Origin of the sequence: Alteribacillus persepolensis (assembly GCF_900099605.1) — a bacterium.
Lineage (GTDB): Bacteria > Bacillota > Bacilli > Bacillales > Marinococcaceae > Alteribacillus > Alteribacillus persepolensis.
Map to the genome: position 1 here is coordinate 15,731 of NZ_FNDK01000003.1, position 26,361 is coordinate 42,091.

Consider the following 26,361-nt stretch of genomic DNA (forward strand, 5'->3'; position numbering starts at 1 on the left):
GAAATACGACAACGGAGGTGCTCGCTTGTTTAAAAAAAACTATCGTTGGTTTATTATCGGATTTTTGACTATTTTGATGATTATAAATTTCATGGATCGTATCGTCATTTCTATCGCAACCGAACCAATTATGGAAGAGTTCGGGTTTACCGCCTCCCAGTGGGGATGGGTGTTGAGCGCGTTTTTCTGGGGGCTCGTCCCATTTTCCTTTATTGCCGGCCTGGCTGCTGATAAAGTAGGACCAAAGAAAGTGTATACGTGGGGCGTTGCGGTCTGGTCCTTTTTTACAATAGCTACCGCAGGCGCATGGAACTTGGTTACGTTTTTTATTGCTCGTGTCTTCTTTGGTGCAGGAGAAGGGCCGACGATGTCGAATGGTGTAAGAGTTATTTCAAATTGGACGAGCCCGAAAGAATACTCCTCCGCATACGGCCTGGCGTTTTCCGGCGTTTATTTAGGGCCTGCGATTGGAGCTCCTATCATTGGCTGGATGGTGGCGACGTTTGGCTGGCGGTCTCCCTTTTACGTATTAGGGGTACTTGGCTTTCTTTGGATTATCGGCTGGAAAGCATGGTTTACGAATAAACCGGAAGAAAGCAGCATCATGCAGGAAGAAGAAAAGCGCTGGCTGATGAATGAACAAGACAAAGCTAATATCACACAAGAGAAAGAAAAGAAAAAGTCAATGAAAGAGTTGTTAAGTATTCCAAAAGGCGTACGCGCCACAATTTTTTCAAACTGGTGGGCTGCTTTTTGTTTTGGTTATGCTCTTTATTTCTTAATGACGTGGCTGCCTGGCTATTTAAATATGGAGCGCGGCTTTAATTTAGAATCGATGGGATTTGCGATGGCCTTTCCATATCTAGGCGCTGCCATTGGAATCATGGGCGGAGGAAGAATAGCTGATTATCTGCTCCGCCGCACAGGAAGCAGACGAATTGCCCGCGCTTACTGGTGTTCTGGTTCTCTGTTGCTGGCGATGATATCTCTGCTTCTCACTGTACAGGTGGAAGCTGCGCTGTTAGCTGTCGCTTGTCTTACTGTCGGCGGCGTTGCGATTGGAGCCGCAGGTGGCGTAGTAGGCCCGGTTGCAGCAGAAACACTGCCGGCACAAGCTGGTGTACAAGGCGGTTTTTTACAAGTCTTTCAAACGATGCCGGGAATATTTGCACCTGTTATTACCGGCTACATTGTTGAAGCCACCCAAAGTTTTAGCAATGCTTTCTATTTAACATCGATTATCTTATTATCCGGGGTTATCACAACATTTCTTTTCTTAAGACCGCCAAATAACAACGATATAAATAATGACGAGGAACAACCGAAAGTGGCTGTTCACTAATTTACAGCAGAAGGTGATAATGATGAAATATACTAAATGGAGCAAGATGCCAATAGGCGGAGTCTGGCGAGATGGTTCTTCTGTAAAGACGGCCGAAAATAACAATCCTTACAATGGAGAACTGCTGACATCGCTTCAGCTGGCAAGTGCAGAAGACGTGGATGAAGCCTACCGTGTTGCACAGCAAGTACAAACGGAATGGTTTCAAAAACCGCCTGAACAACGTGTGCGCGTGATGGAAACAGCTGCCTCGCTGCTGGAGGAACAACAGGAAGAGGCTGTGCGGCTTCTTATCGAGGAAACAGGTGCCACATATATTAAAGCAGTCTCAGAAGTACAGGCAGCGATTGCTTTAATAAAAGAATCATCGACCTATCCAATGAAGATGGAGGAAGAGGCTGCACCGTCTGTAGTGCCAGGAAAAGAAAACCGAATTTACCGGGAGCCGGCAGGTGTGATTAATGTGATTACATCCTGGAATTATCCATTGTCCTTATCGATGCGCTCGGTTGCGCCAGCGCTGGCGACTGGAAACGGCGTCGTTATTAAACCAGCTTCTCATACTCCGATTACAGGCGGAACCTTTATTGCACATGTGTTTGAACAAGCAGGCGCGCCTGAGGGGTTAATCAGTGTTTTAGTTGGGTCAGGTTCGGAAATTGGAGACAAAGTGGTAGAACATCCAATTCCGCGCGTTATTTCTTTTACCGGATCGACCGAGGTCGGGAAGCGTATCGGTGCATTAGCCGGCCAGCATGTAAAAGAAGTGTCGTTGGAGCTGGGAGGGAATAATGCCTTTATCGTGCTGGACGATGCAGACGTAGAACAAGCAGCTGCCGCAGCCGTTTTCGGAAAGTTCATGCATCAAGGACAAATATGCATGGCCATTAACCGCATGATTGTTACCAAAGACGTATACGAACCATTTGTTCAGGCATTAAAAGACAAAGTCCTGCAGCTGAAAGCAGGGGACCCAAAAGAAAAAGATACAACCATCGGCCCGCTTATTGATCAAAAACAAGTGCAAGAAATGCAAGAACTTGTCCATCAGGGAACCAGTGAAGGAGCAACCCTCTATTTAGAAGGAAAAACAGAGGGCAATGTCGTTTTCCCGACTATCTTTACAGATGTTGATAACGATATGAGCATTGCTCAAGAAGAAATTTTCGGCCCGGTTGCCCTTGTTATCGCCGTTGAAAATGAAGAAGAGGCGATACAGGCAGCCAATGATACCAATTATGGTTTGACAGCCTCTGTATTTAGTCGATCATCGGAACGAAGTTTGCGTGTTGCCAAACAATTGCACACCGGAATGGTTCACATTAATGACCAGACCGTTAACAGTGAACCTGCCATGCCATTTGGCGGAGAGAAAGATTCAGGACTTGGCAGATTCGGAGGGAAATGGATACTTGAAAAGTTTACGACAGTAAAATGGGTATCTGTACAAAAAGAAAAACGTTCGTATCCCATTTTTCAATAATACAAAAAAAGAAAGGATGAGTGTTATGACAACAGCTGTTGAATTGCCAAAATATCAAGAGTTATCTGATAAGGAGTTAATGGATTGGACGCCAAAAGAATTTACCGAAAACATTATCCGTAAATCGGAAATGTTTGGAGAAGCGTTTTTTGATAAAGAGCATTGGAAAACGGTGGAGCTCGATGAAGAGACACGTCAGAAAAACCTGATTGAATTTTGTGCAAGGCTTGCGTGGCGTGAGTTTTATAATGGAGTGCATCCTCCATCCAAACAAATCGTTATGCTCGAACAAGGAGACGATGACATCGGTATACGCATTCGTTTAGCTCAGCAAATTATCGATGAAGTGAAACACCAGCGTATTTGGGGAAGTTGGTGTAAGCATTATGGAGGAAGTCCGAAGCTGCAGGATTATGACGTGAGTCCAGAGGTGATCAAGCAGTTCCGCTTGACCAATGAATATGAAGACATTGCTGAAATTGCACTGAATTTACAGCTGACCGGCGAAGTAATTTTAGTTTTCTTGTTTGGATACGGCACGTTAAAGCCAGAAAACAGCATCACAAGACAACTGCTGCCGGACGAATTAGTAAAAGGCATTGAAAAAGAAGTAGTAAATGATGAGCCTCGCCATATTGCGGTAGGCAGAGACATTATGAAAAAATACTGCGGAGATGCGAAGAAGCGCCGCCATTTGTTAGAATTACAGCAAGCAAAGTTAGAAAACACGATTAAAATTATGAGCAGGGATTTAGATTTGTTAGGAGCAGAGCGGACAGGCCCCCTGCCTTCTGTATAAAATAATGAGTGCAGGTGATAACATGTTTGATTTTGAAAAATGGAGTCAAAGGCTTTACGATACCGTAGAGCGTACTGATGAGGAAGAAGCTCTCTCCGCTCGCGACAACGAATTGGAAGAGTTGTGGGAAGAGCTGTTTCAACAAACCGACGATACGTATGTACAGTTTTTAGATGAGCTGTTAACGTTAACGAAAAAGGATATGCAAACCGATCATCCAAGCGCCAAACAAGATATCCATCAGCTGGTTGATCGGATGAGGGAATCCGTATTAGAAGGAAATGAATCGTAAAAGAAGCTCCACCTTCTTTTTCTCAAAGGACAGAGAAAGAGAAGGTGGTTTTCTATTTGTAGTGGTTGGAAGGATGAAAAGGCAGCAAAAAATGGTTTCTTCCGTTTTTCAGGACGTTTGTCCTTTTTTAACATCTGTTGAACACACAGCACTGTTATGATTCATCGTGATATGGTAAGCTGAATAACTAAAGGGAGACTGGAGAAAACATGGAATATGAGTGGAAACAAGCTGCCAAGACGTTGGACTCTATAACGGTGACGTCGCAAGAAAATAATGAGCCTGTCATCGTAGAAGGACAAACTGATGACCTTCGTTGTGTCGGGGTAGGGACAGACGCTGCTGTTTTTCAGTCCATTCAAGCGCCCGCGTATGCGTTTAAACTGTTTGCAAGGGATAAGCAGTTGAAAATAAAAACCGAAGCCGAAGTATATCAATCATTAGGCCCTTCCTCGTATTTTCCTGATTTTTATGGGGCAGAAGAGCGTTGTCTTGTCTTAAGCTATGAAGACGGCACGACGTTTTATGATTGTTTACTGCAAGGAATTCCGATTCCAGAGCAAGCCGTGAAAGATATTGAACATGCAAGATGCTATGTCAAACAGCGAGGATTGAATCCGCGTGATATTCACCTTCGCAACATGCTGCTTCAACATGGACGAGGGAAGTTAATAGATGTGTCGGAGTATGCGCTTCCAGGCAATGACTACCGTTTTGAACACTTAAAACAAGCTTATGATGAGTATTATCCTCTTATCAAAGGAAGGCCTGTGCCATTTTGGCTCGCGGAGGTCGTTCGAAAGTGGTATAACCAGCGCAGTGATCACTTTTCGTCTTATGATGAGTTCTTACAAAAAGTGAAGAAACTCTTCTTGTTCAAAAAAGAACATACACGTTAATCAAACGTTTGATTAAATAATGAGCAGCAGAGATTTTGATTCCTCTGCTGCTTTTATCATGGGAAAATTAACGATCAGGATCTTGCGGCTTGACTGCAGTTGGGCGGTGTTTATTAATCGGTACTGGCGGACGCAGCAAGGCATCGCGCAGCTCAGGAAACGAAAACGGCATAAACGGCCATAAGTATGGAATATTAAATGATCGTAAGCGCGTGAGGAATACCACCCATAACAGACAGCCGACGATATAGCCCGGAGCTGCAAAAATGGCTGTTAATACAAGCAAAACGAGCCGGTAAAGACGGTTGGCTAACCCCAGCTCATATGTTGGCGTGGCAAATGTTCCAATCGCGACAATCGAAATATATAAAATTACCTCGTGAGTAAGAAGGCCGACGGTGACGGCAATTTCTCCAATCACAATCGCGGCCACAAGCCCAAGGGCGGTTCCCATCGAACTAGGGGTGTGAATTGTTGCCATGCGCAGCATATCAATACCAATTTCAATCATAATTAATTGTGCTAATAGTGGTATCGCACTAGGTTCTTTAATGCCTATAAAGTCTAGTCCATCGGGCAGAAGCCCTGGGTTGTCAGCAAATAAAAACCATAACGGCAGCAAAAAGATAGCCAGCAAAATAGAGAAAAAACGCACATAGCGAAAGTACGTGCCAACAACCGGGCGCTGGCGATATTCCTCTATGTGCTGTAAATGATGCCAAAAGGTGGTCGGTGTAATCAGAACACAAGGAGAGCCATCGACGATAACCATAATATGACCGTCATACAAATAAGCAGCAGCCGTGTCAGGGCGCTCCGTGTAGCGCACAGTTGGATAAGGGTTCCAGTGGCGTCCGCAAATATACTCTTCTACTGTTTTTTCTCCCATTGGAAACCCTTCTGCATCAATATCTTTCAAGGAGTCTTTGATTTTTTTTATCATTTGTGGATTGGCAATATCTTTAATATAAGAAATACAAATATCTGTTTTTGAGCGTCTGCCAATCGACATGTACTCCATCCGCAAAGAAGGGTCGCGTACTCTGCGGCGAAGCAGCGACGTATTAAAAACAATTGTCTCCACAAAGCCATCCCGCGGACCGCGTGTAACCCTCTCAAGATCAGGCTCTTCAGGGGAGCGGACGGGATATGTCCTAGTATCAATAATAATGACTTGATTAATGCCTTCGACAACAAGAGCCGTTGCTCCGCTTAATACCCAAAAAACAACTTTGTCTAAGTCATCTTCTTTGTCAAGCTCAATGTAGGGAAGATATGTTTTCATTAATTGCTCTAGCGGATCAGGCTCGAGATGTTCAGGTGTCAGGTTAGCAAGGAACCGCATGATTCTTTGCAGCGCTTCATCATTTGCAAACCCGTCAATCATAAACATGCCCATATCCCGGCCTGCGTAGTGCAAGTCAAGATGAATCGTATCAAAGCTTTCTCCGATGCCAATTTCTTGTTTCAAGTAGTCAATATTGTTATGAAAATCATCAAAAACTGGCTGCTTTGGCTTCTCTTCACTCAATGGTTCCACCGTCCTTTATGCTTCCATTCATAACATGCGTAGAATGAGCATGGTTATACGGGATTTAATGAACTTTTACACAGCAATGAAACATGCAAGTCTCTATACATACGTCTTGTTTAAACGGGGCATGTTATTTGTACAGGAGGTGGAAGGCCTTGGGAACCAGCCCGGAAGATGTGAAGCTGACATCGGCAGAAATTGGGAAAATTTGGTCCACTTATACGGGGAACACTTTATCAAAATGCGTCCTTCGCTATTTTCAACAGCATGTCGAAGACCCTGATATCAAGCGCATTGTAGACCATGCACTGGATTTATGCGATTCACTCGTTGTTGATGCGCGTGAAATCTTTCAAAAAGAGAATTTTCCCGTGCCGGTTGGTTTTACGGATGAAGATGTTCATCTGGGTGCGCCGAGGCTTTTTAAGGATGAATTTTACCTTCATTATTTAAAATACACAGGAAAAGCGGGACTCAGTTTATATTCAGTGGCCATCCCATTGATGACAAGAAGTGATACGAGAGAGTTTTTTACAAATACGGTTCAGGCAACGATGCGGTTTTTAAATGAAGTAACGCAAGTGTTGATGGATAAAGGACTGATGGTGAAGCCGCCGGAGATACCATACCCTCGGCATCCCGATTTTATTGAAAAACAACGCTATTTAAGCGGCTTTTTAGGAGAAGTTCGTCCATTGCATGCGCTTGAAATTGCTCATATATATTCGAATTTGGACAACGATACAACGAGTAAAGCGCTGCTTGTTGCATTTAGCCAAGTAGCACGCGAAGGAAAGATCCGCGATTTCTTTTTGCGTGGAAAAGAAATTACAGACCGGCATATTAAAGCTGGATTCAATAAGCTGCATGAGAACGGTTTACCTGGAACCCCTTTTTTGGATAATTTGGTGACAACATCGACCATCTCTCCATTCTCTGATAAGCTGATGCTGTTTCATAAAATGGAGATGTTTTCGATGAAAATAAGAACATATGCCAACGCCGCTTCGTTAAATGGCAGACGCGACATTGGTGCTATGTACACGCGTTTTCTGGCAGATAACGGATTATATGTGGATGATGCTGCGAATTTGTTAATTGCACGCAGATGGATGGAACGCACACCAGAAGCGGTCGACCGCGACGAACTAGCACACAAAAAGGAGCTGGAATAAGGGATTAACGGGTTCGCTTGTTAAGTGCGAACTGGTGAATCACTTGGAAAAACACATGTTAAATCACAGAAATATCCAATGGAATTCACAGTATAAAAAAGAGATTGGAAAAAAACTCCAATCTCTTTTTTATACTTCAACAAACGCCTCCTTTAGTGACATAAGCATTTAGCCACTACACTGCACCTAAATTAGTTATCCTTTTGGCAAGAAAATGAATAGCTTAAAGTCAGAGAATCACGTTCTACTTTAGGCAAGCCGCCTATTTCATAGCATTTGTCACTCGCAAGTCTAATTTCTTTGTTATTGAAATATGATTGAGTACTAATTAAAAACGCTACTGTAACAATAGACAAGACACTTATTGCTATGATTATTTTTATTCTATTTGTCATACAACGTCTCCCTTAATAATTCTTCTTTAAGAAACTTGCTCGTTATTTGAAGAACAATCGCTTATCAGTTCTCATATCTCTTTGCTATTTATTTTATCATTTATCTCCAAATCCCTTCATTAAACATGACCAATCGCACTCAAAATCGCAGTCAGGAAATAATTTTTTCACCCCTTGCGAATTTTAGGCATAGTAATGCGGAACCCGGCTTGAAAACACCGGAACTTGCTGCCTGACTTCGGTTACTTTTTCAGGGGAAAGGCTCGCTCGTATGACTTCTGCTTGATCGGTGCTTCCTTCAGCTAAGATGCTTCCCCACGGATCAATAATCATGGAATGGCCGGCAAACGTTGTATTGTTATACGTGCCAATTCGGTTGCATGATATCATATACACTTGATTTTCGATGGCGCGGGCCAGCTGTAAATAACGCCAATGATCACGCCTGGCGTCTGGCCACTCAGCAGGAAGGAAAATGACCTGTGCCCCCTCTAGCGCAAGCGCTCGGACCAGCTCAGGAAAGCGCAGATCATAACAAATAATGACTCCCATTTTGATGCCGCCCAGCTCAAACACTTGGGCTTTATGTTTACCGCCTGTTAAATAATCAGGTTCGTTCAGCATCGGCACCAAATGAAGTTTGTCATAATGATACACAAGCTCTCCATTGCGGTTAATAATAAGAGCACGGTTAAACATGTCGTCTCCTTGTTGATAGGCGATGGAACCAGCTGCTAAATGAACGTTGTGGGTGCTGGCCAGCTGTTGTAAGAATGGTATCGTGTTACTTGTTTCATGGTCTGCAATATCGGTTAGCTGCGGCAGTGTGTAAGCTGTGGTCCACATTTCCGGCAGCACAATGATATCAGGCTGATTCTGTTTAACTTCTTTTGAAACGAGTGTTTCGACGTTTTGTCGATTTTGTTTAGGGTCTCCTGGAACAATATCCATTTGTATGGAAGAAATAATCACGTTTTGCTCATCCTCCTCTTTTTCTATCCTCTTCCCTTCATTAAGAGGAATGAATCTATCCGCTGTCAATACTTCTGCATAATTTTGCCGTGAAGACTTTTACATGATTGTAACATCACTTTCTCCAATAAATGGTAAAATGGATATGCTGGAACCAAATCTGCGAGATGGAGGTTGGATGATGAGCAAAGTATTAATTGTGACAGGAGATGCTGTGGAAGCGCTGGAAGTATACTACCCTTATTTCCGCTGTCTAGAAGAGGGATTTGACACAGATATTGCCGCACCTCATCAGAAAAAGCTTAACACCGTCGTTCACGACTTTGAAGATTGGGAAACATACACAGAAAAGCGCGGCTATATGATTGATGCCAATATTGCTTTTGCTGACGTCACACCTGAAGACTACGACGGCATCATTATTCCAGGCGGACGTGCCCCTGAACATATTCGCTTGGACGAGCATCTGCCAGGCATTGTTTCTCACTTTTTTGAAGCAGATAAGCCAATTGCTGTTGTGTGTCATGGCAGCCAAGTGTTAACCCCCATTGCAGACGTTGTAAAGGGCAGAAAAATGACAGCTTACCAGGCGTGTAAGCCGGAAGTGGAGCGCATGGGTGCAGAGTACGTGAATGAAATGGATTATGTAGATAAAAATCTCGTTTCTGGTCATGCCTGGCCTGATCTGCCGGCATTGATGAAGGAATTTGTAAAGCAGGTAAAAGAGCGTTAAACAGAAGTAACAGCTAAAAGCGCGGCTGATGGAACTGGAAAAAATATGATATAATAAACATGCGATAGCATTGGTTAACTGAAGGGTGGTTCGGTATCATCCCCAAAAGGGAAGGGGGTGGTGCCTATATGATGACAGTGTATGAAGCGCTGATGCTCATGATTTCATTTGGAGCGTTAGTGGTGATGCTCTTGTCACAAAAATAAATCACCCTTGAGTTGACGGCTCGAGCGGGTGATTTATTTTCTCCTGGCCGGACCCCGTTGAGGGAACCAAGCTATGGCAGGACCGTAGGTGTTCGCCGCACCTGCGGTCTTTTTATTATATGATGATGTACTTTCATTATACCAAAACTTTCCGCTTTCGCCAATCGCTACACGCTGACATGAATAAGACAAGCCAAAACAAAGACAAATGCAGCATAACGATGATAACGGCGGCGTTTGCCTGATGATTTTTGTTTGCGGAAATAACCGGTAAGAAGCACGGCCATAAAAGCAGCTGCTGCGGCCGATCCGCTCATCGCTTTTAATGTCAGTACAGGATAGAAAGAGGGCATGCCGGCAGCATGAGGAAACAGCATGAGCGCTCCCCATACAGCGAGCGCGATGTGAAACCGTATGTACACCCGTGTGAACAGAACCAGCTTGCGAAAGCGGAGGTGTTTCACAGCGATGAGCAAAGGATAGAGAAAAAACGCCAGCAGCACATAAATGAAACCAGCTGCTGCACTATTCACCAACATTTCATAAGATGATGACGGCGCTGCCGTAAGGAGAAGAATGAGCATCATCGTGGGAGTGCCTAGAATGAGGAATGACTGCAAAAATGTTAACCGAAAGAAAAAACGCCGCATAGCTGATTTGCTCCTTTAGTTGAAAACTGTCCATGACTTGTTTGTACTTTTTTCTAAGCCAAATGAAAAGAAAAACATGTGTACAAAGTGTAACGAATAGACTAATAGGGAACAACATCTGCAAGACATTTTTTCATCATGAATGAAAGGAGTTATGTGGTGTATGGGATTTATCTTATTTTTAATTATCGGCGGTATTATTGGCTGGCTGGCAGGTCTACTTCTCGGTAAAGATGTACCAGGCGGCATTCTTGGCAACATTATAGCTGGTATTGTCGGAGCTTGGATTGGAGGAAGTCTCTTTGGAGCATGGGGTCCTTCTGTCGGTGGAATTGCCTTTTTTCCAGCTCTCTTAGGTGCCATTATATTTATTGCGGTATTGAGTTTAATTATTAAAGCAATTCGCAAGTAATGTTATCCCCCCTCCGTTTTTCGAAGCGGAGGGCTTTTTCATAGGTATGAATATGTCACCCCCGTCACATGGAAAACATCTTTCAGTGCTGTAATCATTTTTACCGTAATTATAAGTGATAGTCATAGAAGCAGCGCCTTCGTTGTAATGATAATGGGGGAGGGATGGTCGTGAAGCAGAAGAAATCTTGGTATGAAAAAGATAAAGCGTATGTGTGGCACCATATGAAGCCGTATCAAAAAGATGGTCATGCGATGGTAGTAAAAGAAGCACAGGGAGCTTGGATTACTGATATAGAAGACAACAAATATTTAGATGCTATGTCGGGTTTGTGGTGCGTGAATGCAGGTTATGGGAGAAAAGAACTTGTAGAGGCCGCCAGCCAGCAGCTTGCAGCCATGCCGTTTTATCCATTAACGAACAGTCACACGCCTGCCATCGAACTAGCCGAAAAGCTGCGTGAATGGCTCGCAGGAAGCTACCGGATAGTATATGCCAATAGTGGATCAGAAGCGAATGAAACGGCTTTTAAGATTGCACGTCAATTCCATCGCCAACATGGAAACCCGCACAAATATAAAATCATTTCCCGTTATCGTTCTTATCACGGCAGCACACTGGCAACACTTGCGGCAACGGGTCAAGCGCAGCGAAAGTATCTTTATGAACCGCTGCCGGAAGGATTTATTCATGTACGAGCGCCCGATTCGTATCGTAAGCCAGAAGGATTCGATGATAAAGCATGGAACCTTGCTTGTGCTCAGGTGATGGAAGATGCGATTTTGTTTGAACGTCCGGAAACGGTAGCAGCTGTCATCATGGAACCAATTATTACAGGAGGCGGCATTCTTATTCCGCATGAAAGTTACGTGAAACAGGTAGAAAAAGTATGTCGAAAGCATGATGTGCTGCTCATCATTGATGAAGTGATTTGTGGTTTTGGACGGACAGGAAAGAAATTCGGATTTTTGCACTATGGCATCAAACCAGATATCGTGACGATGGCAAAAGGCATTACAAGCGGTTATCTTCCGTTAGCAGCAACAGCAGTAAGAGAAGAATTGTACGAGTCATTCCAGCAAACAGGTGAAAATGACCATTTTCGGCATGTCAACACGTTCGGAGGCAATCCAGCAGCTTGTAAACTGGCGGTGAGAAACTTAGAATTAATGGAGCAAGAAAACTTATGCCAGCGCGCGGAAGAAAAAGGGGCAGCGATCAAAAAGGCGCTTATGAAACTCTTTGATCATCCTCATGTGGGAGATGTTCGCCAAAAGGGACTGTTAATAGGTATTGAACTGGTGAAGGATAAAGACACAAAAGAGCCTGTGGATGATTCGTACAGCACAGAAGTTGTTCAGGCTTGTAAAAAGCATGGCCTGATCGCAGGGAAAAATGCCGACACTGTTTCCGGTTACAGCAACATCATCAATATCGCTCCGCCTCTTTCTCTTACCGATGACGACGCTGCTTTTATCAGCACTGTCATGAAAAACGTATTTTTTACAGAAAAGCTCGGTTAAGTTCGGTGGATGTATTTGTGACGGTGCTGCTGGTGAATGCCTGCCGCAAGCACAGCCTCTGCTCCCTGCAACGTACCGGCTGGTTTGTTTGGCATCTCACGCGCTGCTCCTGCCTGTCACATTGCAGCTGCTAACAAGTTCTATTAGTTTATATGTCCAGCCATTGTGTGAAACAAAGCAATCTATATGAAGCTTCATTTGTTATGCGGCAGACTGTCTCAAAGAGCTCTCTCTTTGAGACAGTCTTTTTCTGTATGAAAAGTAATGGCTTTCGGTTAGGGACCAACGGCAGCCTGCGTTTTTCTAGTGTTTTCTAAAGGGCACCTATTGTATAATGGACGTTGTTTGCATCTGCACTATTTTTATTTTTTGAATAATTTCGATAAAATATAGTCCGGGAAGGGGGAAGTGATCGATGGCAGCACATGAAAAGAAAGACTGGCGGTTTAAGATTGCTCATCGCGAAGCCTGGATTGGTGTGGGCTTGGTGTTGTTTAATTTTTTATGGTGGTTTGGTTTTGCCTATGGCCTTGGATCTAAGCCGGTCAGTGATTACCAGTATATATGGGGAATGCCGGCTTGGTTTTTTTATAGCTGCATCATTGGTTCACTCATCATGATAGTGCTGGTGATAGTTGTGGTGAAAGCATTTTTTAAAGAGGTGCCGTTTGAAGAAGGTCAAGAGGAGGAGAAGTCATGAATTGGGATGTTGTAATTCCACTGCTCGTATTTCTTCTCTTCATTTTCGCTATTGGTTTTTGGGCATCGCGTCATATTGCGGCAAAAAGTAATTTTCTGCAAGAGTATTTTCTAGGAAGCCGGGAGTTAGGCGGCTTGGTGCTGGCGATGACGATGATTGCTACATATGGAAGTGCGAGCAGTTTTGTCGGCGGGCCGGGAGCGGCATACAGCGAAGGCCTCGGCTGGGTGCTGTTATCTATGTCACAAGTCGCGACAGGCTATTTTGTGCTGATGATTTTAGGGAAAAAGTTTGCAATCAAAGCAAGACAGTATAAAGCTATCACGTTAGTGGACTATTTAAAGGGACGATATAACAGCAAGGCGGTTGTGCTGTTAAGTGCTGTCAGTATTATTATTTTCCTTTTTTCGGCCATGACAGCACAATGGGTCGGCGGTGCTCGTTTAATTGAGTCACTGACGGGGTTATCGTACACATCGGCATTGTTTATTTTTGCTTTTGCGGTAATTATTTATGTCATTATCGGAGGTTTCCGGGCAGTCGCTGTGACGGATGCGCTGCAAGGCATTGTGATGTTTGTTGGAACGCTGATTATTTTAGTTGGAACGATTATTGCCGGAGGCGGAATGGGAAACATTATGTCCGATTTGGCCAATGAAAATCCGAACTTGGTCAGCCCGTTTGGCCACGACGGCAGTTTAACGCCATTATATGTTTCATCCTTTTGGATTCTTGTGGGTGTCGGCGTGGTTGGTCTTCCGCAAGTAGCAGTTCGGGCAATGTCCTATAAAGACGCCAAAGGAATGCATCGTGCGTTAATCATTGGCACGATAGTCGTTGCGTTTATGATGTTTGGCATGCACCTTGTTGGTGTCATGGCAAGACCGATTTTACCAGGAATTGAAGTGGCAGACTCTGTTATGCCAACGATTACGATGGAAGTGCTGCCGGCTTGGCTTGCTGGTGTCGTACTTGCCGCCCCGATGGCAGCTATTATGTCAACGGTTGATTCCCTATTGTTGTTGGTCAGTTCCACTGTTGTAAAAGATGTGTATTTGAATTATGTCAATCCAAAGGCCACTCGCAAAAAAGTGAAAACAATGAGTTTTGCGGTCACCGCTTTATTAGGGATTGCTGTGTTTGCGTTAGCATTAAGCCCGCCGGATCTTTTAATTTGGCTGAACTTATTTGCGTTTGGCGGCCTGGAATCTGCATTTATTTGGCCGGTTGTTCTCGGCTTGTACTGGGCCAAGGGCAATAAGTACGGTGCCATGGCATCCATTATTGCAGGGGTCGCATCTTACAGCATCATTCACAATATATGGCCGGAACCATTTGGCATGCACACGGTAACGGTGCCTGTGCTGCTGTCCTTTCTAAGTTACGTGACTGCCAGCTTGCTGACTGCAAGGAAAGCAGCTTCGTTGTCATAACAAGAAAAAGAAGCATATTTATATGTTTCGCATGAAACAAGGATTCGGCATCACATAGTGGAATGACGAGGTGAAGAGCGCTTTTGACTAATCATCTTTGCACGGCAGTCAAGTGAGGCGCCTGCGGTCGTGACAAGAATGAACGTCTGCTAAAACCGTCTGCGCCCTGTGTCGGGCGCAGAAGCTGCCGCCTTCTGCGAAGGAGCAAGCGGTAAGCTGTTGAGAAAGCTGAGGTGCTGCCTGCGGCGAGTGAACCTGAATTTGTCAAAATGAAGGGTGTATTACTTGTAAATCGGAAAAAGGAGCTGCCCAAAGGTTATTTTTGTGACCTTTGGGCAGCTCCTTTTTTGTAATCCGCAGCCCAACCTCCCTCTTTCAAGCACTTGCGATTTCCTTTGTTTCATTTTTTTGAAACGTGTTCACATGATTTGTTTCAAATGAAACAAAATGTAAAACGATTCGTTGTTAAATAACGTGAATCAAACGAATGAAACGTTTGGCATGAAACGTGCATAGTGATAAGGTTGTCTGATTCTAAAAAAGAGAGGAGTGTTAAGAAAATCAAAAAGCAGCGAAAAAGGGAAAGGCCGTGTGGTTCTTCATATTTTTGTAAGCGATTTCAAAATTGAGGAGGTTAGAAGGAAATGAAAAGATGTATGTTGTTTACGCTGTTAGCCGTGTTTTTGATGGTTGGTTGTGCGACTGGAACTTCAACGGAAAACAAATCAGAAGCAGAAGGATCCAATGACGCTGCTGCTGATTTTCCGCAAGAACCGATTGAAATGATTTTGCCTTTCCCAACAGGAGGTAATTACGATGGGGCTGCGCGTATTTTAACAAAATATGCCGAGAAGTATTTACCCAACGATCAGTCGTTTGCACTGATTAACAAAACAGGAGGTGCTAATACAGCCGGTGTGACAGAACTGTCTCAAACAGAACCGGATGGGTACACACTTGGGTTTGTGCAAACTTCTACTATCACTACTGAATCGCATTACGGTCATGTATCGTATACACATGATAGTTTTCAGCCTATTATGAAAGTATTGCAAGTAGATGGGTATATGTTCATTAATGATGATGCACCGTGGGAGACCTTTGATGAATGGCTCGACTATGTGAAAGAACATCCTGGCGAATTTAAAGTGTCAGCGGTTCCTGGAGCTGTACCGCTGTTAGAAACATTAAAAGCAGAAGCTGGCATTGATTATGATATTGTGCCGTTTGACGGATTTGCTGAAGCCACAACGGCATTAATCGGAGGTCACGTTGATGCAACCATTGGCACATTGCCTGGAATGAAAACACACCTTGATTCTGGAGATGTCCGTCCGTTGTTTAGTTCCACAGGCAGAGAGTTAGAAGGCGATATTCCAACGTTGAAAGACAAAGGCATTGATGTAGAAGAAAATAAAATGGTAGGGTTGATCGCACCAAAAGATTTGCCGCAGGAAAAACTGGATTTATTGCACGATGTGTTTAAGCAAGCACTTGATGATCCTGACCTGCAAGAAGAATTTGAGCAAGCAGGGCTTGAAGCAGTATATGCCGGACCAGAAGAATTCCAGCAAGATATTACGGACACATATGAATTTGACCGGCGCATTTTAGAGACAGCAGGGTTACTAGAATAGCAGAAGACACTATTAGTATTCAGAAAATAAAAACTAGTTAAAACTATATTATAGAAGAGGACAAACCGATACGCGTTTGTCTTCTTTTTTTGAAGGGAGAAAAGTGTATATGTTGGTTGTTATTTTAAAGATTTTTCATCCATACGCTGTCCGAAGCAGGAGCAGAAGACGGGCGATTCCAGCGGGAACAGCATGAGGCGAAGACCCTGCAAAACCGTTTGTGGAGGCTTGGGCCATGGCCCGCGGACAGCGTCCCGTCTGTGGCAGATGCGTTCTAAAGCAGCAGTGTCTACGGTGACAAGAATGGTGGTTGAGTGGGTTTCTCAACCACCATTTTTCGTATCTTTTCTTGTGATTTTAGAAACAAGTGAAACAATACTCGTTTCACTTGAAACGAAAAACGCAACATTTCGAGCAGCAATCCTTGTTATGACAGGGGCAAAAAGGTTGGCACACTATTTGCTTATTATATAGAGTGTACAAGAAAAGGGGATATCGCCGCAGAGGAGGGACTTTTCTCATCAATGAAAAGAGAAAAATAAAGAGGAGTGAATGAGGATGAGCAAAGTAGAAGATGTACAAATTGCAGGAGGAAGTTTTATCACCGAAGATATTCATTATAATCAGGTGTTTACTGCAGAAGATTTCTCTGAAGAACACCAAATGATTGCCAAAACGACCGAAGATTTTGTAGAAAAAGAAATCTTGTCTTTGGGAGAAGAAGGAGAGAAACTAAATTACGATCTGACGCTTCAAGTCATTAAAAAAGCGGGCGATGTTGGAATATTGGGGGCTTCTTTGCCTGAAGAGTATGGCGGATTGGGATTAGAAGGCATACGCTTTGCGTTAATGAAAGAAAAGCTCAATACCCAGTCAGCTGCTTTGACAATGCCGATTGGCGGGCACATTGGCATTGGAATGCTTCCTATTACCTTTTTTGGAACGAAGCATCAACGAGAAAAATATCTCACGCGTCTGCAAACCGGTGACATAACGACAGCGTTTGCGTTAACGGAACCACAGTCGGGGACAGACGCTTCAAGCATTAAAACGAATGCTTATCTTTCGGAAGACGGAAAATATTATATTTTAAACGGCAGCAAAGTATTTATTACCAATGCCGGTTTTGCTGATATTTTTATCGTGTTTGCTAAATTAGATGGAAAAGACTTCAGCACCTTTATTGTAGAAAGGCAATGGGATGGAGTAAGTATCGGGCCGGAAGAAGACAAAATGGGTCTGAAAGCTTCTTCTACGTGTTCGATGACGTTTGAGGATGTCAAAGTGCCAGTGGAAAACTTGCTCGGTGAACCTGGAAAAGGCCATATTTTTGCCTTTAATGTTTTAAATTTCGGCCGGCTTTCCGTTGGGGCAGGCTGCTTGGGCAATACGAAAAATACTATTTATCATTCCGCTGCCTATGCCAATGAGCGTGTTCAATTCGGCAAGAAAATTTCATCGTTCCCGCTTATAGCAAAAAAGCTGGCAGAGATGAACATGAAGGCATATGTCTTAGAAAGTATGGTGTACCGAACGGCTCATTTGTTTGACAAAGGGTTGAAAGAGCTTGACTTTAATGACTCGAATGTAGGAGAGAAATCGAGAAAAGCCGTGGGCGAATATATGATGGAATGTTCAATTAATAAAGTATTTGGCTCTGAGACGCTGGATTTTGCAGTAGATGAGGGACTGCAAATTCATGGTGGATACGGTTATATGAAAGAGTATCCGATTGAAGGTTTATATCGCGACTCCAGAATCAAGCGGATTTTTGAAGGTACTAGTGAAATGAACCGCATGTTTATTACTAACACTGTCATTAGGAAGCTGAAAAAAGGAAAATTCCGTGCGTTAGAAGATGCTTTAGCACGTGTTCAAGAAACGTTCACAGCAGATAATCAAACACCAAGCCATGACGGTGCGTTGTCCAGGGAAAATGAGCTGTTAAGCAAAACAAAGGAATTATTTACTTACCTTCTATCTTACGCACTCGACGTATTTGAAGAGACGCTGGAAGATGAACAAGAAGTTACCAGCAACTTTGGAGATATAATTATTCTCATGTTTGCGATAGAAAGCGCTGTCAAAAGGACGGAAAAAATCATTGCTGAACGAGGAGAAGAAGCAGCTCAGTACGTTATGAAGATGACAACAGTATACGTACAAGAGGCATTTGAAGACGTAATTGATTTTGCGAAAGAAATTGCCGCGGCGATGTTTGATGGGGACGAATTGCATCAGCAGCTTCAAAAAATAACAGAAAATACCTTTTTTATCCCTATCAATACCATCTTGTTCAAGCGGGAAATAGCACAAAAGGTCATAGATTCAGAAAGTTACAGCATGTAAATAGAGGAGGACTGTTTTATGGGGAATTTACAAGGAAAAGTAGCAGTGGTGACAGGAGCAGGAAAAGGAATTGGAGCAGCTACAGCTGTCAAGTTAGCAGATGACGGAGCGAAGGTGGCAGTCATCGATTTAAAAGAGGAGTTTGGAAGACATACCGTAGATACGATTCAATCAAAGGGCGGCGAAGCGATTGCTGTCGGGTGTGACGTGTCCAGCCGCGAAGAAGTGGATGCTGCGGCAGATCATATTCATTCCCGCTTTGGCCGTGTCGATATATTGGTAAACAACGCTGGTGTAACAAGAGACAACCTGCTTTTTAAAATGTCGGAAGATGAGTGGGATATCGTGCTTGATACACACTTAAAAGGCTCATTTTTAGTAACAAAAGCCTTTCAACAATACATGGTGGAACAAAAGTACGGTAAAATTGTCACTACAAGCAGTTTAGGTGCACTGGGAAAGCGCGGCCAGGCTAATTATTCAGCAGCAAAAGCCGGGCTGCAAGGGTTAACAAGGACATTTGCGTTAGAACTTGGAAAGTTTAACATTAACGCTAATTGCGTCGCTCCCGGGTTCATCGAAACAGATATGACAAGAGCAACTGCCGAGCGGCAAGGGATGGATTTTGACGAAGTGAAAAAAGGGGCAAGCAAATCGATTCCAATCGGCAGGGTTGGACAGCCAGAAGATATCGCCAATGTTGTGTCGTTTTTAGTGAGTGATGAAGCAAGTTATGTCACAGGAGAAGTGTTGTATGTCGGTGGAGGCGCACGCTAATGAAAAAACTATTTTCAAAGGAAAGGTGATACAGACATGCTGGATACAAGTGCTATTGGAACGAAAACAGAGTGGACGACAGTAGAAGTGGAAAAAGGATCGATTAAGGCATTTGCAGATGCACTAGGAGATGATAATCCGCTGTACTGCGATGAAGAATATGCCAGAGAAAAAGGATATCCAAGCATTGTTGCTCCTCCTACGTTTCCGGCAACATTTCATTTGCCAAAGCCAGGGCTTGATCTGGAATTAAGCCGGACGCTTCACGGGGAACAAGAATTCGTGTATGAACGCCCGATTGTCGCGGGAGACATCCTTCATTGTATCAGTGAGTTAGTAGATGTTTATGAGCGTGACGGTAAAAGGAAAATGACGTTTTATGTGCTGGAAACGCGCGGAGAAGACAGCAATGGCAGCCTTGTTTATACAGGAAGAACAACGATTATTTACCGTTAAGGGGGAAGGAACATGAGTATGACGTGGCAAGAATTAAAACCAGAACAAGAGCTGACGCTTGTGAAACCACCGATTGAAAAACTGCAGCTTGTGAAATATGCAGGGGCATCGAAAGATTTTAATATGATTCATCAAGACGAAGAGACAGCCAAAAAAGTCGGGCTGCCGGGTATTATTGCCCATGGCATGCTCAGCATGGGATTTTTGGGGCAGCTGGCACAAGATGCAGCAGGGACGAATGGTTTTGTCAGCCGTTTAAACGTCCAATTCCGCGGCATGGTTTTTCCAGGCGATACGGTGACGTGTAAAGCCGTTGTGACAGAAAAGAACGCTGATACTAAAACGGTCGATCTGGACATTTGGGCGGAAACAGATGCCGGCAAGCCGGTAACAAAAGGACAAGCCAGCATCACGTTTCATGCATAAGACATATTTTCATAGAGAAAGAGGGGGGTTCATACATGAGTTCCAAACGACACGCAGCTGTTGTTGGCGTAGCAGAGTCTGATTTAGGAGAAGCGCATGGGAAAAATGTGCTGATGCTGCAAGCACAAGCAGCAAAAGCGGCACTAGATGAAGCAGGCTTTACAAAAGATGATGTCGATGCATTGTTTACAACAGGAAGCTGGGCTCACTTTCCACAATTAATGCTTGGAGAATATTTAGGGATTCAGCCGACGTATACAGGTGGAACCAATATTGGCGGTTCTTCGTTTGAATCTCACGCAGCACATGCGGTTGCTGCGATTAAAGCGGGTCTGATTGATGTGGCGTTAATTACGTATGGCAGCACGAACCGGACAAATGGTTCGCCGTCTCCCACAACATTAACCCAAAAATATGAAGAACCGTTTGGCATTCCATCGCCGGCAGGCCACTATGCAATGGCTGCGATGCGTCATATGCATCAATATGGTACAACATCGGAACAGTTAGCAGAAATTGCTGTAGCTACTCGGAAATGGGCCAATTTGAATGAAAAAGCATTTAAACGCGACTTGATAACCATTGAAGATGTATTGGAATCTCCGATGATTAGTGAGCCGCTTCACTTACTGGATTGTTGTTTAATTACGGATGGAGGCGGTGCTGTGGTCATTGCGTCAAAAGAAGCAGCTCAAGCAGCAAAGAAAAAGCCGGTATGGATACTAGGGCATGGGGAAACACATACCCATAATTCCGTTACACATATGGATGATTTGACCGTCACAGGTGCGAAGCAAAGTGGAAAGCAAGCAATGGGAATGGCTGGTGTGACACATAATGATATTGATGTGGTCGAAGTCTATGATTCGTTTACAATCACCGTGCTTCTTACACTAGAAGCGCTAGGGTTTTGCAAGCCGGGAGAAGGCGGCGATTTTGTCAGCGGCCAACGTACAGCGCCAGGGGGTTCTTTTCCGTTAAATACGAATGGAGGCGGCTTATCTTATTGTCACCCTGGAATGTTCGGAATCTTCTTAATCATCGAAGCAGTTCGGCAGCTGCGGGGTGAGTGTGAAGACCGGCAGGTGGAGGATGCGAACATTGCGTTAGTAAACGGAACAGGCGGAACGCTTTCCTCAACGTCGACACTCGTATTAGGGAGGGATTAATATGGAACAAATTTATCCAAAGCCGCCGCTCGACGAAGAGTCTGCCCCGTTTTGGGAAGGGGCGAAAGAACACAAGTTAATGATTCAAGAATGCAATGATTGTGACAATGCCATTTTTTATCCTCGTACGATTTGTCCGCACTGTTTTTCCGATCATGTTACCTGGACAGAAGCAAGCGGCAAGGGGCATATTCACAGTTACACCGTCGTTCATAAAGCAAGGCCGCCTTTTAAACAAGACACTCCTTTTGTTGTAGCTATTATTGATTTAGAAGAAGGCGCTAGAATGTTAAGCAGAATTGTCGGTGACAGAGAGGATGTTTCTATCGGCAAGCCCGTGTCTGTTGTCTATAAAAAGGTAGACGAAGACTTGACGCTGCCTTGTTTTCAAGTAGAAGAATAAGAAAGAAAGGAGAAATGCTATGAACATTCGCGACTGCTACGGTCTTTCGATTGCAGAACTTCTTGATAAAGCAGGCAAAAATTCTCCTGACAAAGAGGCGGTTGTTGATGGAAAGCGGCGGCTGACGTATCGAGAGTTGGAACAAGAAGCAAGTGAACTGGCTTGCGGCTTAAAGCAGCTCGGCATTGAACCAGGCGACAGGGTAGCTGTTTGTTTGCCAACCTGGTATGAGTTTATAGCTGCAGTATTTGCCATTGCCAAAGCAGGAGCTGTACTTGTTCCGCTTAATACACGCTACCGCCAGGATGAAGCAGAACATATTCTGCGGGATTCAGGAACAAAAGCTGTATTTATGACGGACACATTTGACAAAGTCAACCACGTGCAGCAGTTTCAAGCGCTGACAGAGCGTCTGCCGTCCTTGCAGCATGTCATTACTGTGCGGTTTCAAGCAAAAGAGTGGGTGAGTTATGACGATGTGAAGAGGCAGCATAATGGAGAGCGCGTAGAGACAAAAATTGATATAAAAGAAGACGTGTTTGCGATTATTTATACGTCTGGTACGACGGGTAAGGCAAAGGGTGTCATGCTGACCCATGAAAACCTCGTTCATTCGATGGTTGCAAGCTGCGAGGCAATTAAGTGCCAGGAAGATGATGTGTTTTTACATGCGAGTCCGTACTTTCATATTATGGGTATTGCTGGTATCCTGCGGCTGATTGGCAGTGAAACAAAAGCAGTTTTGATGGAGGCATACAAAGCAGAAAAGACGCTGCGCTTGATTGAACAAGAACGAATTACCATTCACTCCGGTGTGCCCAGCATTTTCGTTTTGGAGTTAAATCATCCATCATTTCATTCCTATGACTTATCCTCATTGCGCGTTTCTATTATGGCGGGAGCACCGTGTCCAGTGGAAACGATACGAAAAGTAAAACAAGAAATGGGCTGTGACGTCCTTATCAGTTACGGCATGACAGAAACTTCACCGATTTTAACGATGACACGTTTCGATGATGATGACATCACTCTGTCTGAAACAGTTGGGAAAGCCATTCAAGGCGTTCGGCTGAAAATAGTGAATGATACTAGAGAAGAAATGCCGCCTGGAGAAGTCGGGGAACTTGCCTGTCAAAGTGTTGGGTTAATGAAAGGCTACTATGGACTTCCCGAAAAAACCCAAGAATCTATTGATGCAGACCGCTGGTTTTACACGGGTGATTTAGCAACGATGGATGCTGATGGGTATGTGCGTATTGTCGGCCGGAAAAAAGATATGATTATTCGCGGCGGCTATAATATTTATCCATCTGAAATTGAAGATGTATTTTACAGCCATTCGGATGTTTTAGAAGCAGCAGTAGTGGGTGTGAGAGATACCGTTTTAGGAGAAGTGTCCTGTGCGGCAGTCAAAGTGAAACAACACGCTGTGATAACAGCTGAAGATTTAAAAGCCTATATGAAAGAACAAGTGGCGGATTACAAAGTGCCAGATCACGTGGTGTTAATGGAAGAAGAACTGCCAAAGACACCATCAGGAAAAGTTAAAAAATTTGCTCTTAGAGATTTTATTTTAGATGAAAAACTGGTGTCTTTACGGTAATGAATATGAAGAATAATGAAACGATAAAACAAACGGAGGTATCCTGTGGATATTATAGAGGCGTATAAAAATATATCAATTGCAGCCGTGTCAGATGCAATGGACCGTTTAGGAATGGCGGGTGCGTGTATGGGGATTTCTCCACTTCAATTTGGATGCGAGATGGTTGGAAGAGCATTTACGGTGAAATATTTGCCAGCACGTTCTCATGAAAAGGCAAGTGTCGGGGATTTTATTGATGATGTAAAAAGCGGCAGCGTTGTTGTGCTTGATAATGCCGGGCGAACAGACTGTACGGTGTGGGGAGATATTTTAACAGCAGCTGCTCACCAAAAGGGGTTAGCAGGAACGGTCATTGATGGTGTGTGCAGAGACGTATCAGACAGTTTGAAACTTAATTATCCGATATTTAGCAAAGGCCATTACATGCGAACAGGAAAAGATCGTGTAGATGCAGTGGATTATAATGTGCCGGTTCAAATTGGCGGCGTGCAAGTAAGAGCAGGAGATATTATCTATGGAAGCGATGATGGAGTCATTGTCATTCCGCAAGAATTTGAACAAGACATTTTGGAAACAGCTGAAATGATTGAACAAAAAGAAAACGATATACGAAAAGATGTATCATTAGGCACCACTTTAAAGCAAGCACGCCAAACATACGGGTACCATGCACTGCAAGCAAAAGCTCAAAAGCAAGAACAAAAATAAGGGGGGAGGCAGCATGAAACAAGAATACGCCGTGACACAGGAAGTCGCAGATGCGAGCCGGTTTTCATCGGCAACGCTTTGTGAAGCAGCTGGAAAAACCGGGAGCCTGCCGGCTGGAATTAAACCGCTTGCTTCGGGTATGAAAGTGTGCGGCCGTGCCGTGCCGGTTCATTCGCCGCCGGGAGATAATATTATGCTGCATCAAGCTATTTTAACAGCAAAGCCAGGAGACGTTCTTGTCGTTGAAGTCTCAGGCATGTATGACGCAGGGTATTGGGGAGACATTATGACATTAGCTGCCCAAGAGCGGGGCATTCAAGGACTTGTTATTGATGGGTGTGTCCGAGATAAAGAAGATATCGTTGCGTCCGAGTTTCCCGTTTTCAGCCGCGGGTTGTGCATTCAAGGAACAACAAAGCATGGCGGCGGAACAATCAATGAACCAATCCTGATTGGCCAGGCGCGTATACAGGCATCCGACTTGATTGTCGGAGATGACGATGGCGTCGTTGTCATTCCAGAAGAACATATTCTGTCCGTACTCGAAAAAGCCAAACAAAGAGCCGAACACGAGGAGCAGATTAGACAACAATTAAAGGCAGGAAAAAACACGATGGAGATATACGGATGGAAATAGAAAAGCCGGAAAAGCAGGTCTGCTCTCATGAGATGGGACCTGCTTTTTTGTTGTTTAGGAACATTTCACGGTATGAAAATTGGGCTTGAATGGGAGCGGTGAAGGCATCAGCGGACAAATAAAGAAGATAACAAACTGCTGCAGCTTGCTTTTCTGCGAAGTGCAAGTGCGTATTTGTTTTCGTAACGTCTTTTTTACATTTTCGTTATTCAAAAAGAGGGAGTAAGTCTGACACAGAGGCTGCGTCCATTTCTGATATGGGCATTTCTGAAATAATGTATGTTAAAATAAAAGCGAGTCATTGTTCAGAAGCAGTTAATGAATGCAAGAGAAAATGTAGGAGTTGATTGCGAATGATTTTAACAAATGCAAAGCTCTACGGCCAAGAAGGCAGCTGGAGTATTGAGGTTCAAGGAGAATATATAAAAGCGATAACACCGGCCGAAAGAACCGCTGAGACAAGTGATGAAACTGTTATCGATCTGCATGGAAACATGGTGCTGCCTCCATATGTAGAGCCGCACATTCATTTAGACTATGCTCTTACAGCAGGCACTCCCCGATGGAATCAATCCGGTTCTGTTTTTGAGGGGATTGAAATTTGGTCGGAGCGGAAACAAATCATGAACGAATCAAAAGCTGATATCAAAAACCGAGCTTTACAAGCAATAAAGATGCAATTGAAACATGGTGTGCAGCATGTGCGTACCCACGTGGATGTAAGCGACCCGACACTAAAAGGACTGGAAGCCTTGCTGGAAGTGAAAGAGGAAATCAAACCGTGGATGGATCTGCAGATTACAGCGCTTCCTCAAGAAGGGCTCTACACGAAGTCAAACGGAGAAGAACTGCTGATTAAAGCGCTGGAAATGGGGGCTGATGTGGTTGGCGGTATCCCTCATTATGAACTAACCCGTGAGGATGGCGTTCGTTCAGTAGTAAAGGCACTGGACCTTGCCGAACAGTACGATAAATTGGTTGATATCCATTGTGATGAGATTGATGATGATCAATCAAGGTATATCGAAGTACTGGCGGGAGAAGCATTTAAACGGGGAATGGGACATCGTGTCTCTGCAAGTCACACGACCGCCATGGCTTCGTACAGCAATGCGTATACATATAAGCTGTTCCAGACGTTAAAGAAAGCAGGCATTCATTTTATTGCATTGCCAAAAGCTAATTTACATCTGCAGGGAAGATTTGATAATCACCCAGTCCGCCGCGGACTGACACGCGTAAAAGAGTTATGGAAGGAAGGGATCAATGTCTGCTTTGGCCTCGATTCCATTATGGATCCTTGGTATCCGCTTGGTGACGGCAATTTAATGCACGTGGTTGAAGTGGGGCTGCATGCTTGTCATATGACAGACCATGACCATATCGTGAAATCATTGAATCTGATCACAACAAATGGAGCTAAAGCCTTGGGAATAGAAGAGAATTATGGTGTCCAAGAGGGAAAAAAGGCAAACCTTATTGTCATTGATTCTGATTCCGAATATGACGCGGTTCGAACTCAGGCACCTGTTCTCTATTCTATTCGCAGCGGCAAAGTGATGGTGGAGACAAAACCTGCAGAAACAACCATGAACGTGCAGGCGTTTTCGTAGATTGTCTCTTGTGTTGAAGAAGCGGTGAACTT

The 26,361-nt window shown here is 44.0% G+C and carries 27 protein-coding genes; 24 read left to right on the plus strand and 3 right to left on the minus strand.

The features are described from left to right. Positions 1 to 25: 25 nt before the first annotated feature. From BLT18_RS04305 to BLT18_RS04325, 5 genes are all read left to right on the plus strand, one after another. Positions 26 to 1,342: an MFS transporter gene (locus BLT18_RS04305; RefSeq protein ID WP_091271576.1), complete on the plus strand. Its 1,317-nt coding sequence runs from the start codon at positions 26 to 28 to the stop codon at positions 1,340 to 1,342. Positions 1,343 to 1,361: 19 nt separating this feature from the next. Then, on the plus strand, positions 1,362 to 2,825 hold the full coding sequence (locus BLT18_RS04310) for an aldehyde dehydrogenase family protein (protein ID WP_091271578.1): 1,464 nt from the start codon (positions 1,362 to 1,364) through the stop codon (positions 2,823 to 2,825). 25 nt (positions 2,826 to 2,850) lie between these two features. Continuing rightward, positions 2,851 to 3,624, plus strand: a complete 774-nt coding sequence (locus tag BLT18_RS04315) for a hypothetical protein (RefSeq protein ID WP_091271580.1) — start codon at positions 2,851 to 2,853, stop codon at positions 3,622 to 3,624. Positions 3,625 to 3,646: 22 nt separating this feature from the next. After that, positions 3,647 to 3,916 (plus strand): hypothetical protein, encoded by a 270-nt coding sequence (locus tag BLT18_RS04320; RefSeq protein ID WP_091271581.1) that lies wholly within the window; start codon positions 3,647 to 3,649, stop codon positions 3,914 to 3,916. Between the two features lie 209 nt (positions 3,917 to 4,125). Further along, positions 4,126 to 4,815 (plus strand): protein kinase family protein, encoded by a 690-nt coding sequence (locus BLT18_RS04325; RefSeq protein ID WP_091271583.1) that lies wholly within the window; start codon positions 4,126 to 4,128, stop codon positions 4,813 to 4,815. Between the two features lie 67 nt (positions 4,816 to 4,882). On the opposite strand, the gene BLT18_RS04330 is transcribed toward BLT18_RS04325, so the two are convergent. Then, positions 4,883 to 6,346, minus strand: coding sequence for a spore germination protein (locus BLT18_RS04330; protein ID WP_091271804.1), 1,464 nt, complete (start codon positions 6,344 to 6,346; stop codon positions 4,883 to 4,885). A gap of 158 nt (positions 6,347 to 6,504) precedes the next feature. Between BLT18_RS04330 and BLT18_RS04335 the strand changes: the two genes are divergently transcribed. After that, complete coding sequence (locus tag BLT18_RS04335) at positions 6,505 to 7,524, plus strand: DUF3231 family protein (protein WP_245705175.1); 1,020 nt, start codon at positions 6,505 to 6,507, stop codon at positions 7,522 to 7,524. A gap of 578 nt (positions 7,525 to 8,102) precedes the next feature. Here the strand turns inward: BLT18_RS04335 and BLT18_RS04345 are convergent. Further along, complete coding sequence (locus BLT18_RS04345) at positions 8,103 to 8,891, minus strand: carbon-nitrogen family hydrolase (protein ID WP_245705176.1); 789 nt, start codon at positions 8,889 to 8,891, stop codon at positions 8,103 to 8,105. A 178-nt stretch (positions 8,892 to 9,069) separates the two neighbouring features. Between BLT18_RS04345 and BLT18_RS04350 the strand changes: the two genes are divergently transcribed. Next, a complete protein-coding gene (locus tag BLT18_RS04350; protein WP_091271808.1) occupies positions 9,070 to 9,624 on the plus strand; it encodes a DJ-1/PfpI family protein in 555 nt (184 codons plus the stop codon). Between the two features lie 131 nt (positions 9,625 to 9,755). Then, entirely contained in the window at positions 9,756 to 9,830 is a 75-nt protein-coding gene (locus tag BLT18_RS18740) for a putative holin-like toxin (protein ID WP_407639916.1), read from the plus strand. A 167-nt stretch (positions 9,831 to 9,997) separates the two neighbouring features. Here the strand turns inward: BLT18_RS18740 and BLT18_RS04355 are convergent, their stop codons facing one another. Beyond that, on the minus strand, positions 9,998 to 10,480 hold the full coding sequence (locus BLT18_RS04355; RefSeq protein ID WP_091271587.1) for a hypothetical protein: 483 nt from the start codon (positions 10,478 to 10,480) through the stop codon (positions 9,998 to 10,000). A gap of 163 nt (positions 10,481 to 10,643) precedes the next feature. Between BLT18_RS04355 and BLT18_RS04360 the strand changes: the two genes are divergently transcribed. From BLT18_RS04360 to codA, 16 genes are all read left to right on the plus strand, one after another. Beyond that, on the plus strand, positions 10,644 to 10,892 hold the full coding sequence (locus tag BLT18_RS04360) for a GlsB/YeaQ/YmgE family stress response membrane protein (protein ID WP_091271589.1): 249 nt from the start codon (positions 10,644 to 10,646) through the stop codon (positions 10,890 to 10,892). Between the two features lie 164 nt (positions 10,893 to 11,056). Further along, positions 11,057 to 12,415 carry an aspartate aminotransferase family protein gene (locus BLT18_RS04365; RefSeq protein WP_091271591.1) on the plus strand — a complete coding sequence of 453 codons (1,359 nt, stop codon included), beginning with the start codon at positions 11,057 to 11,059 and terminating at the stop codon, positions 12,413 to 12,415. A gap of 415 nt (positions 12,416 to 12,830) precedes the next feature. Continuing rightward, positions 12,831 to 13,115: a YhdT family protein gene (locus BLT18_RS04370; RefSeq protein ID WP_091271593.1), complete on the plus strand. Its 285-nt coding sequence runs from the start codon at positions 12,831 to 12,833 to the stop codon at positions 13,113 to 13,115. Next, positions 13,112 to 14,548: a sodium/pantothenate symporter gene (gene panF, locus BLT18_RS04375; RefSeq protein ID WP_091271594.1), complete on the plus strand. Its 1,437-nt coding sequence runs from the start codon at positions 13,112 to 13,114 to the stop codon at positions 14,546 to 14,548. Before BLT18_RS04370 ends, panF begins: the two co-directional genes overlap by 4 nt. A gap of 644 nt (positions 14,549 to 15,192) precedes the next feature. Further along, complete coding sequence (locus tag BLT18_RS04380; protein ID WP_091271595.1) at positions 15,193 to 16,185, plus strand: Bug family tripartite tricarboxylate transporter substrate binding protein; 993 nt, start codon at positions 15,193 to 15,195, stop codon at positions 16,183 to 16,185. Positions 16,186 to 16,377: 192 nt separating this feature from the next. Next, positions 16,378 to 16,659, plus strand: a complete 282-nt coding sequence (locus tag BLT18_RS04385) for a hypothetical protein (RefSeq protein WP_139184705.1) — start codon at positions 16,378 to 16,380, stop codon at positions 16,657 to 16,659. An 84-nt stretch (positions 16,660 to 16,743) separates the two neighbouring features. Further along, positions 16,744 to 18,534: an acyl-CoA dehydrogenase family protein gene (locus BLT18_RS04390; protein WP_091271597.1), complete on the plus strand. Its 1,791-nt coding sequence runs from the start codon at positions 16,744 to 16,746 to the stop codon at positions 18,532 to 18,534. Positions 18,535 to 18,552: 18 nt separating this feature from the next. After that, positions 18,553 to 19,311: a beta-ketoacyl-ACP reductase gene (locus BLT18_RS04395; RefSeq protein ID WP_091271598.1), complete on the plus strand. Its 759-nt coding sequence runs from the start codon at positions 18,553 to 18,555 to the stop codon at positions 19,309 to 19,311. Positions 19,312 to 19,347: 36 nt separating this feature from the next. After that, positions 19,348 to 19,767 carry a MaoC family dehydratase N-terminal domain-containing protein gene (locus tag BLT18_RS04400; protein ID WP_091271599.1) on the plus strand — a complete coding sequence of 140 codons (420 nt, stop codon included), beginning with the start codon at positions 19,348 to 19,350 and terminating at the stop codon, positions 19,765 to 19,767. A gap of 12 nt (positions 19,768 to 19,779) precedes the next feature. Continuing rightward, on the plus strand, positions 19,780 to 20,193 hold the full coding sequence (locus BLT18_RS04405) for a MaoC/PaaZ C-terminal domain-containing protein (RefSeq protein ID WP_091271600.1): 414 nt from the start codon (positions 19,780 to 19,782) through the stop codon (positions 20,191 to 20,193). Positions 20,194 to 20,228: 35 nt separating this feature from the next. Beyond that, entirely contained in the window at positions 20,229 to 21,362 is a 1,134-nt protein-coding gene (locus tag BLT18_RS04410) for an acetyl-CoA acetyltransferase (RefSeq protein WP_091271601.1), read from the plus strand. Between the two features lies 1 nt (position 21,363). Further along, the gene (locus BLT18_RS04415; RefSeq protein ID WP_091271603.1) at positions 21,364 to 21,765 is read left to right on the plus strand and encodes a Zn-ribbon domain-containing OB-fold protein; all 402 of its coding nucleotides are present in this window, start codon (positions 21,364 to 21,366) and stop codon (positions 21,763 to 21,765) included. A gap of 19 nt (positions 21,766 to 21,784) precedes the next feature. Continuing rightward, positions 21,785 to 23,368 carry a class I adenylate-forming enzyme family protein gene (locus tag BLT18_RS04420; RefSeq protein ID WP_091271605.1) on the plus strand — a complete coding sequence of 528 codons (1,584 nt, stop codon included), beginning with the start codon at positions 21,785 to 21,787 and terminating at the stop codon, positions 23,366 to 23,368. Positions 23,369 to 23,413: 45 nt separating this feature from the next. Then, a complete protein-coding gene (locus tag BLT18_RS04425; protein ID WP_091271606.1) occupies positions 23,414 to 24,079 on the plus strand; it encodes an RraA family protein in 666 nt (221 codons plus the stop codon). A gap of 13 nt (positions 24,080 to 24,092) precedes the next feature. Next, positions 24,093 to 24,716 carry a 4-carboxy-4-hydroxy-2-oxoadipate aldolase/oxaloacetate decarboxylase gene (locus BLT18_RS04430; protein WP_091271608.1) on the plus strand — a complete coding sequence of 208 codons (624 nt, stop codon included), beginning with the start codon at positions 24,093 to 24,095 and terminating at the stop codon, positions 24,714 to 24,716. A gap of 353 nt (positions 24,717 to 25,069) precedes the next feature. Then, complete coding sequence (gene codA / locus BLT18_RS04435; RefSeq protein ID WP_091271610.1) at positions 25,070 to 26,329, plus strand: cytosine deaminase; 1,260 nt, start codon at positions 25,070 to 25,072, stop codon at positions 26,327 to 26,329. The last annotated feature ends 32 nt before the right edge of the window (positions 26,330 to 26,361 follow it).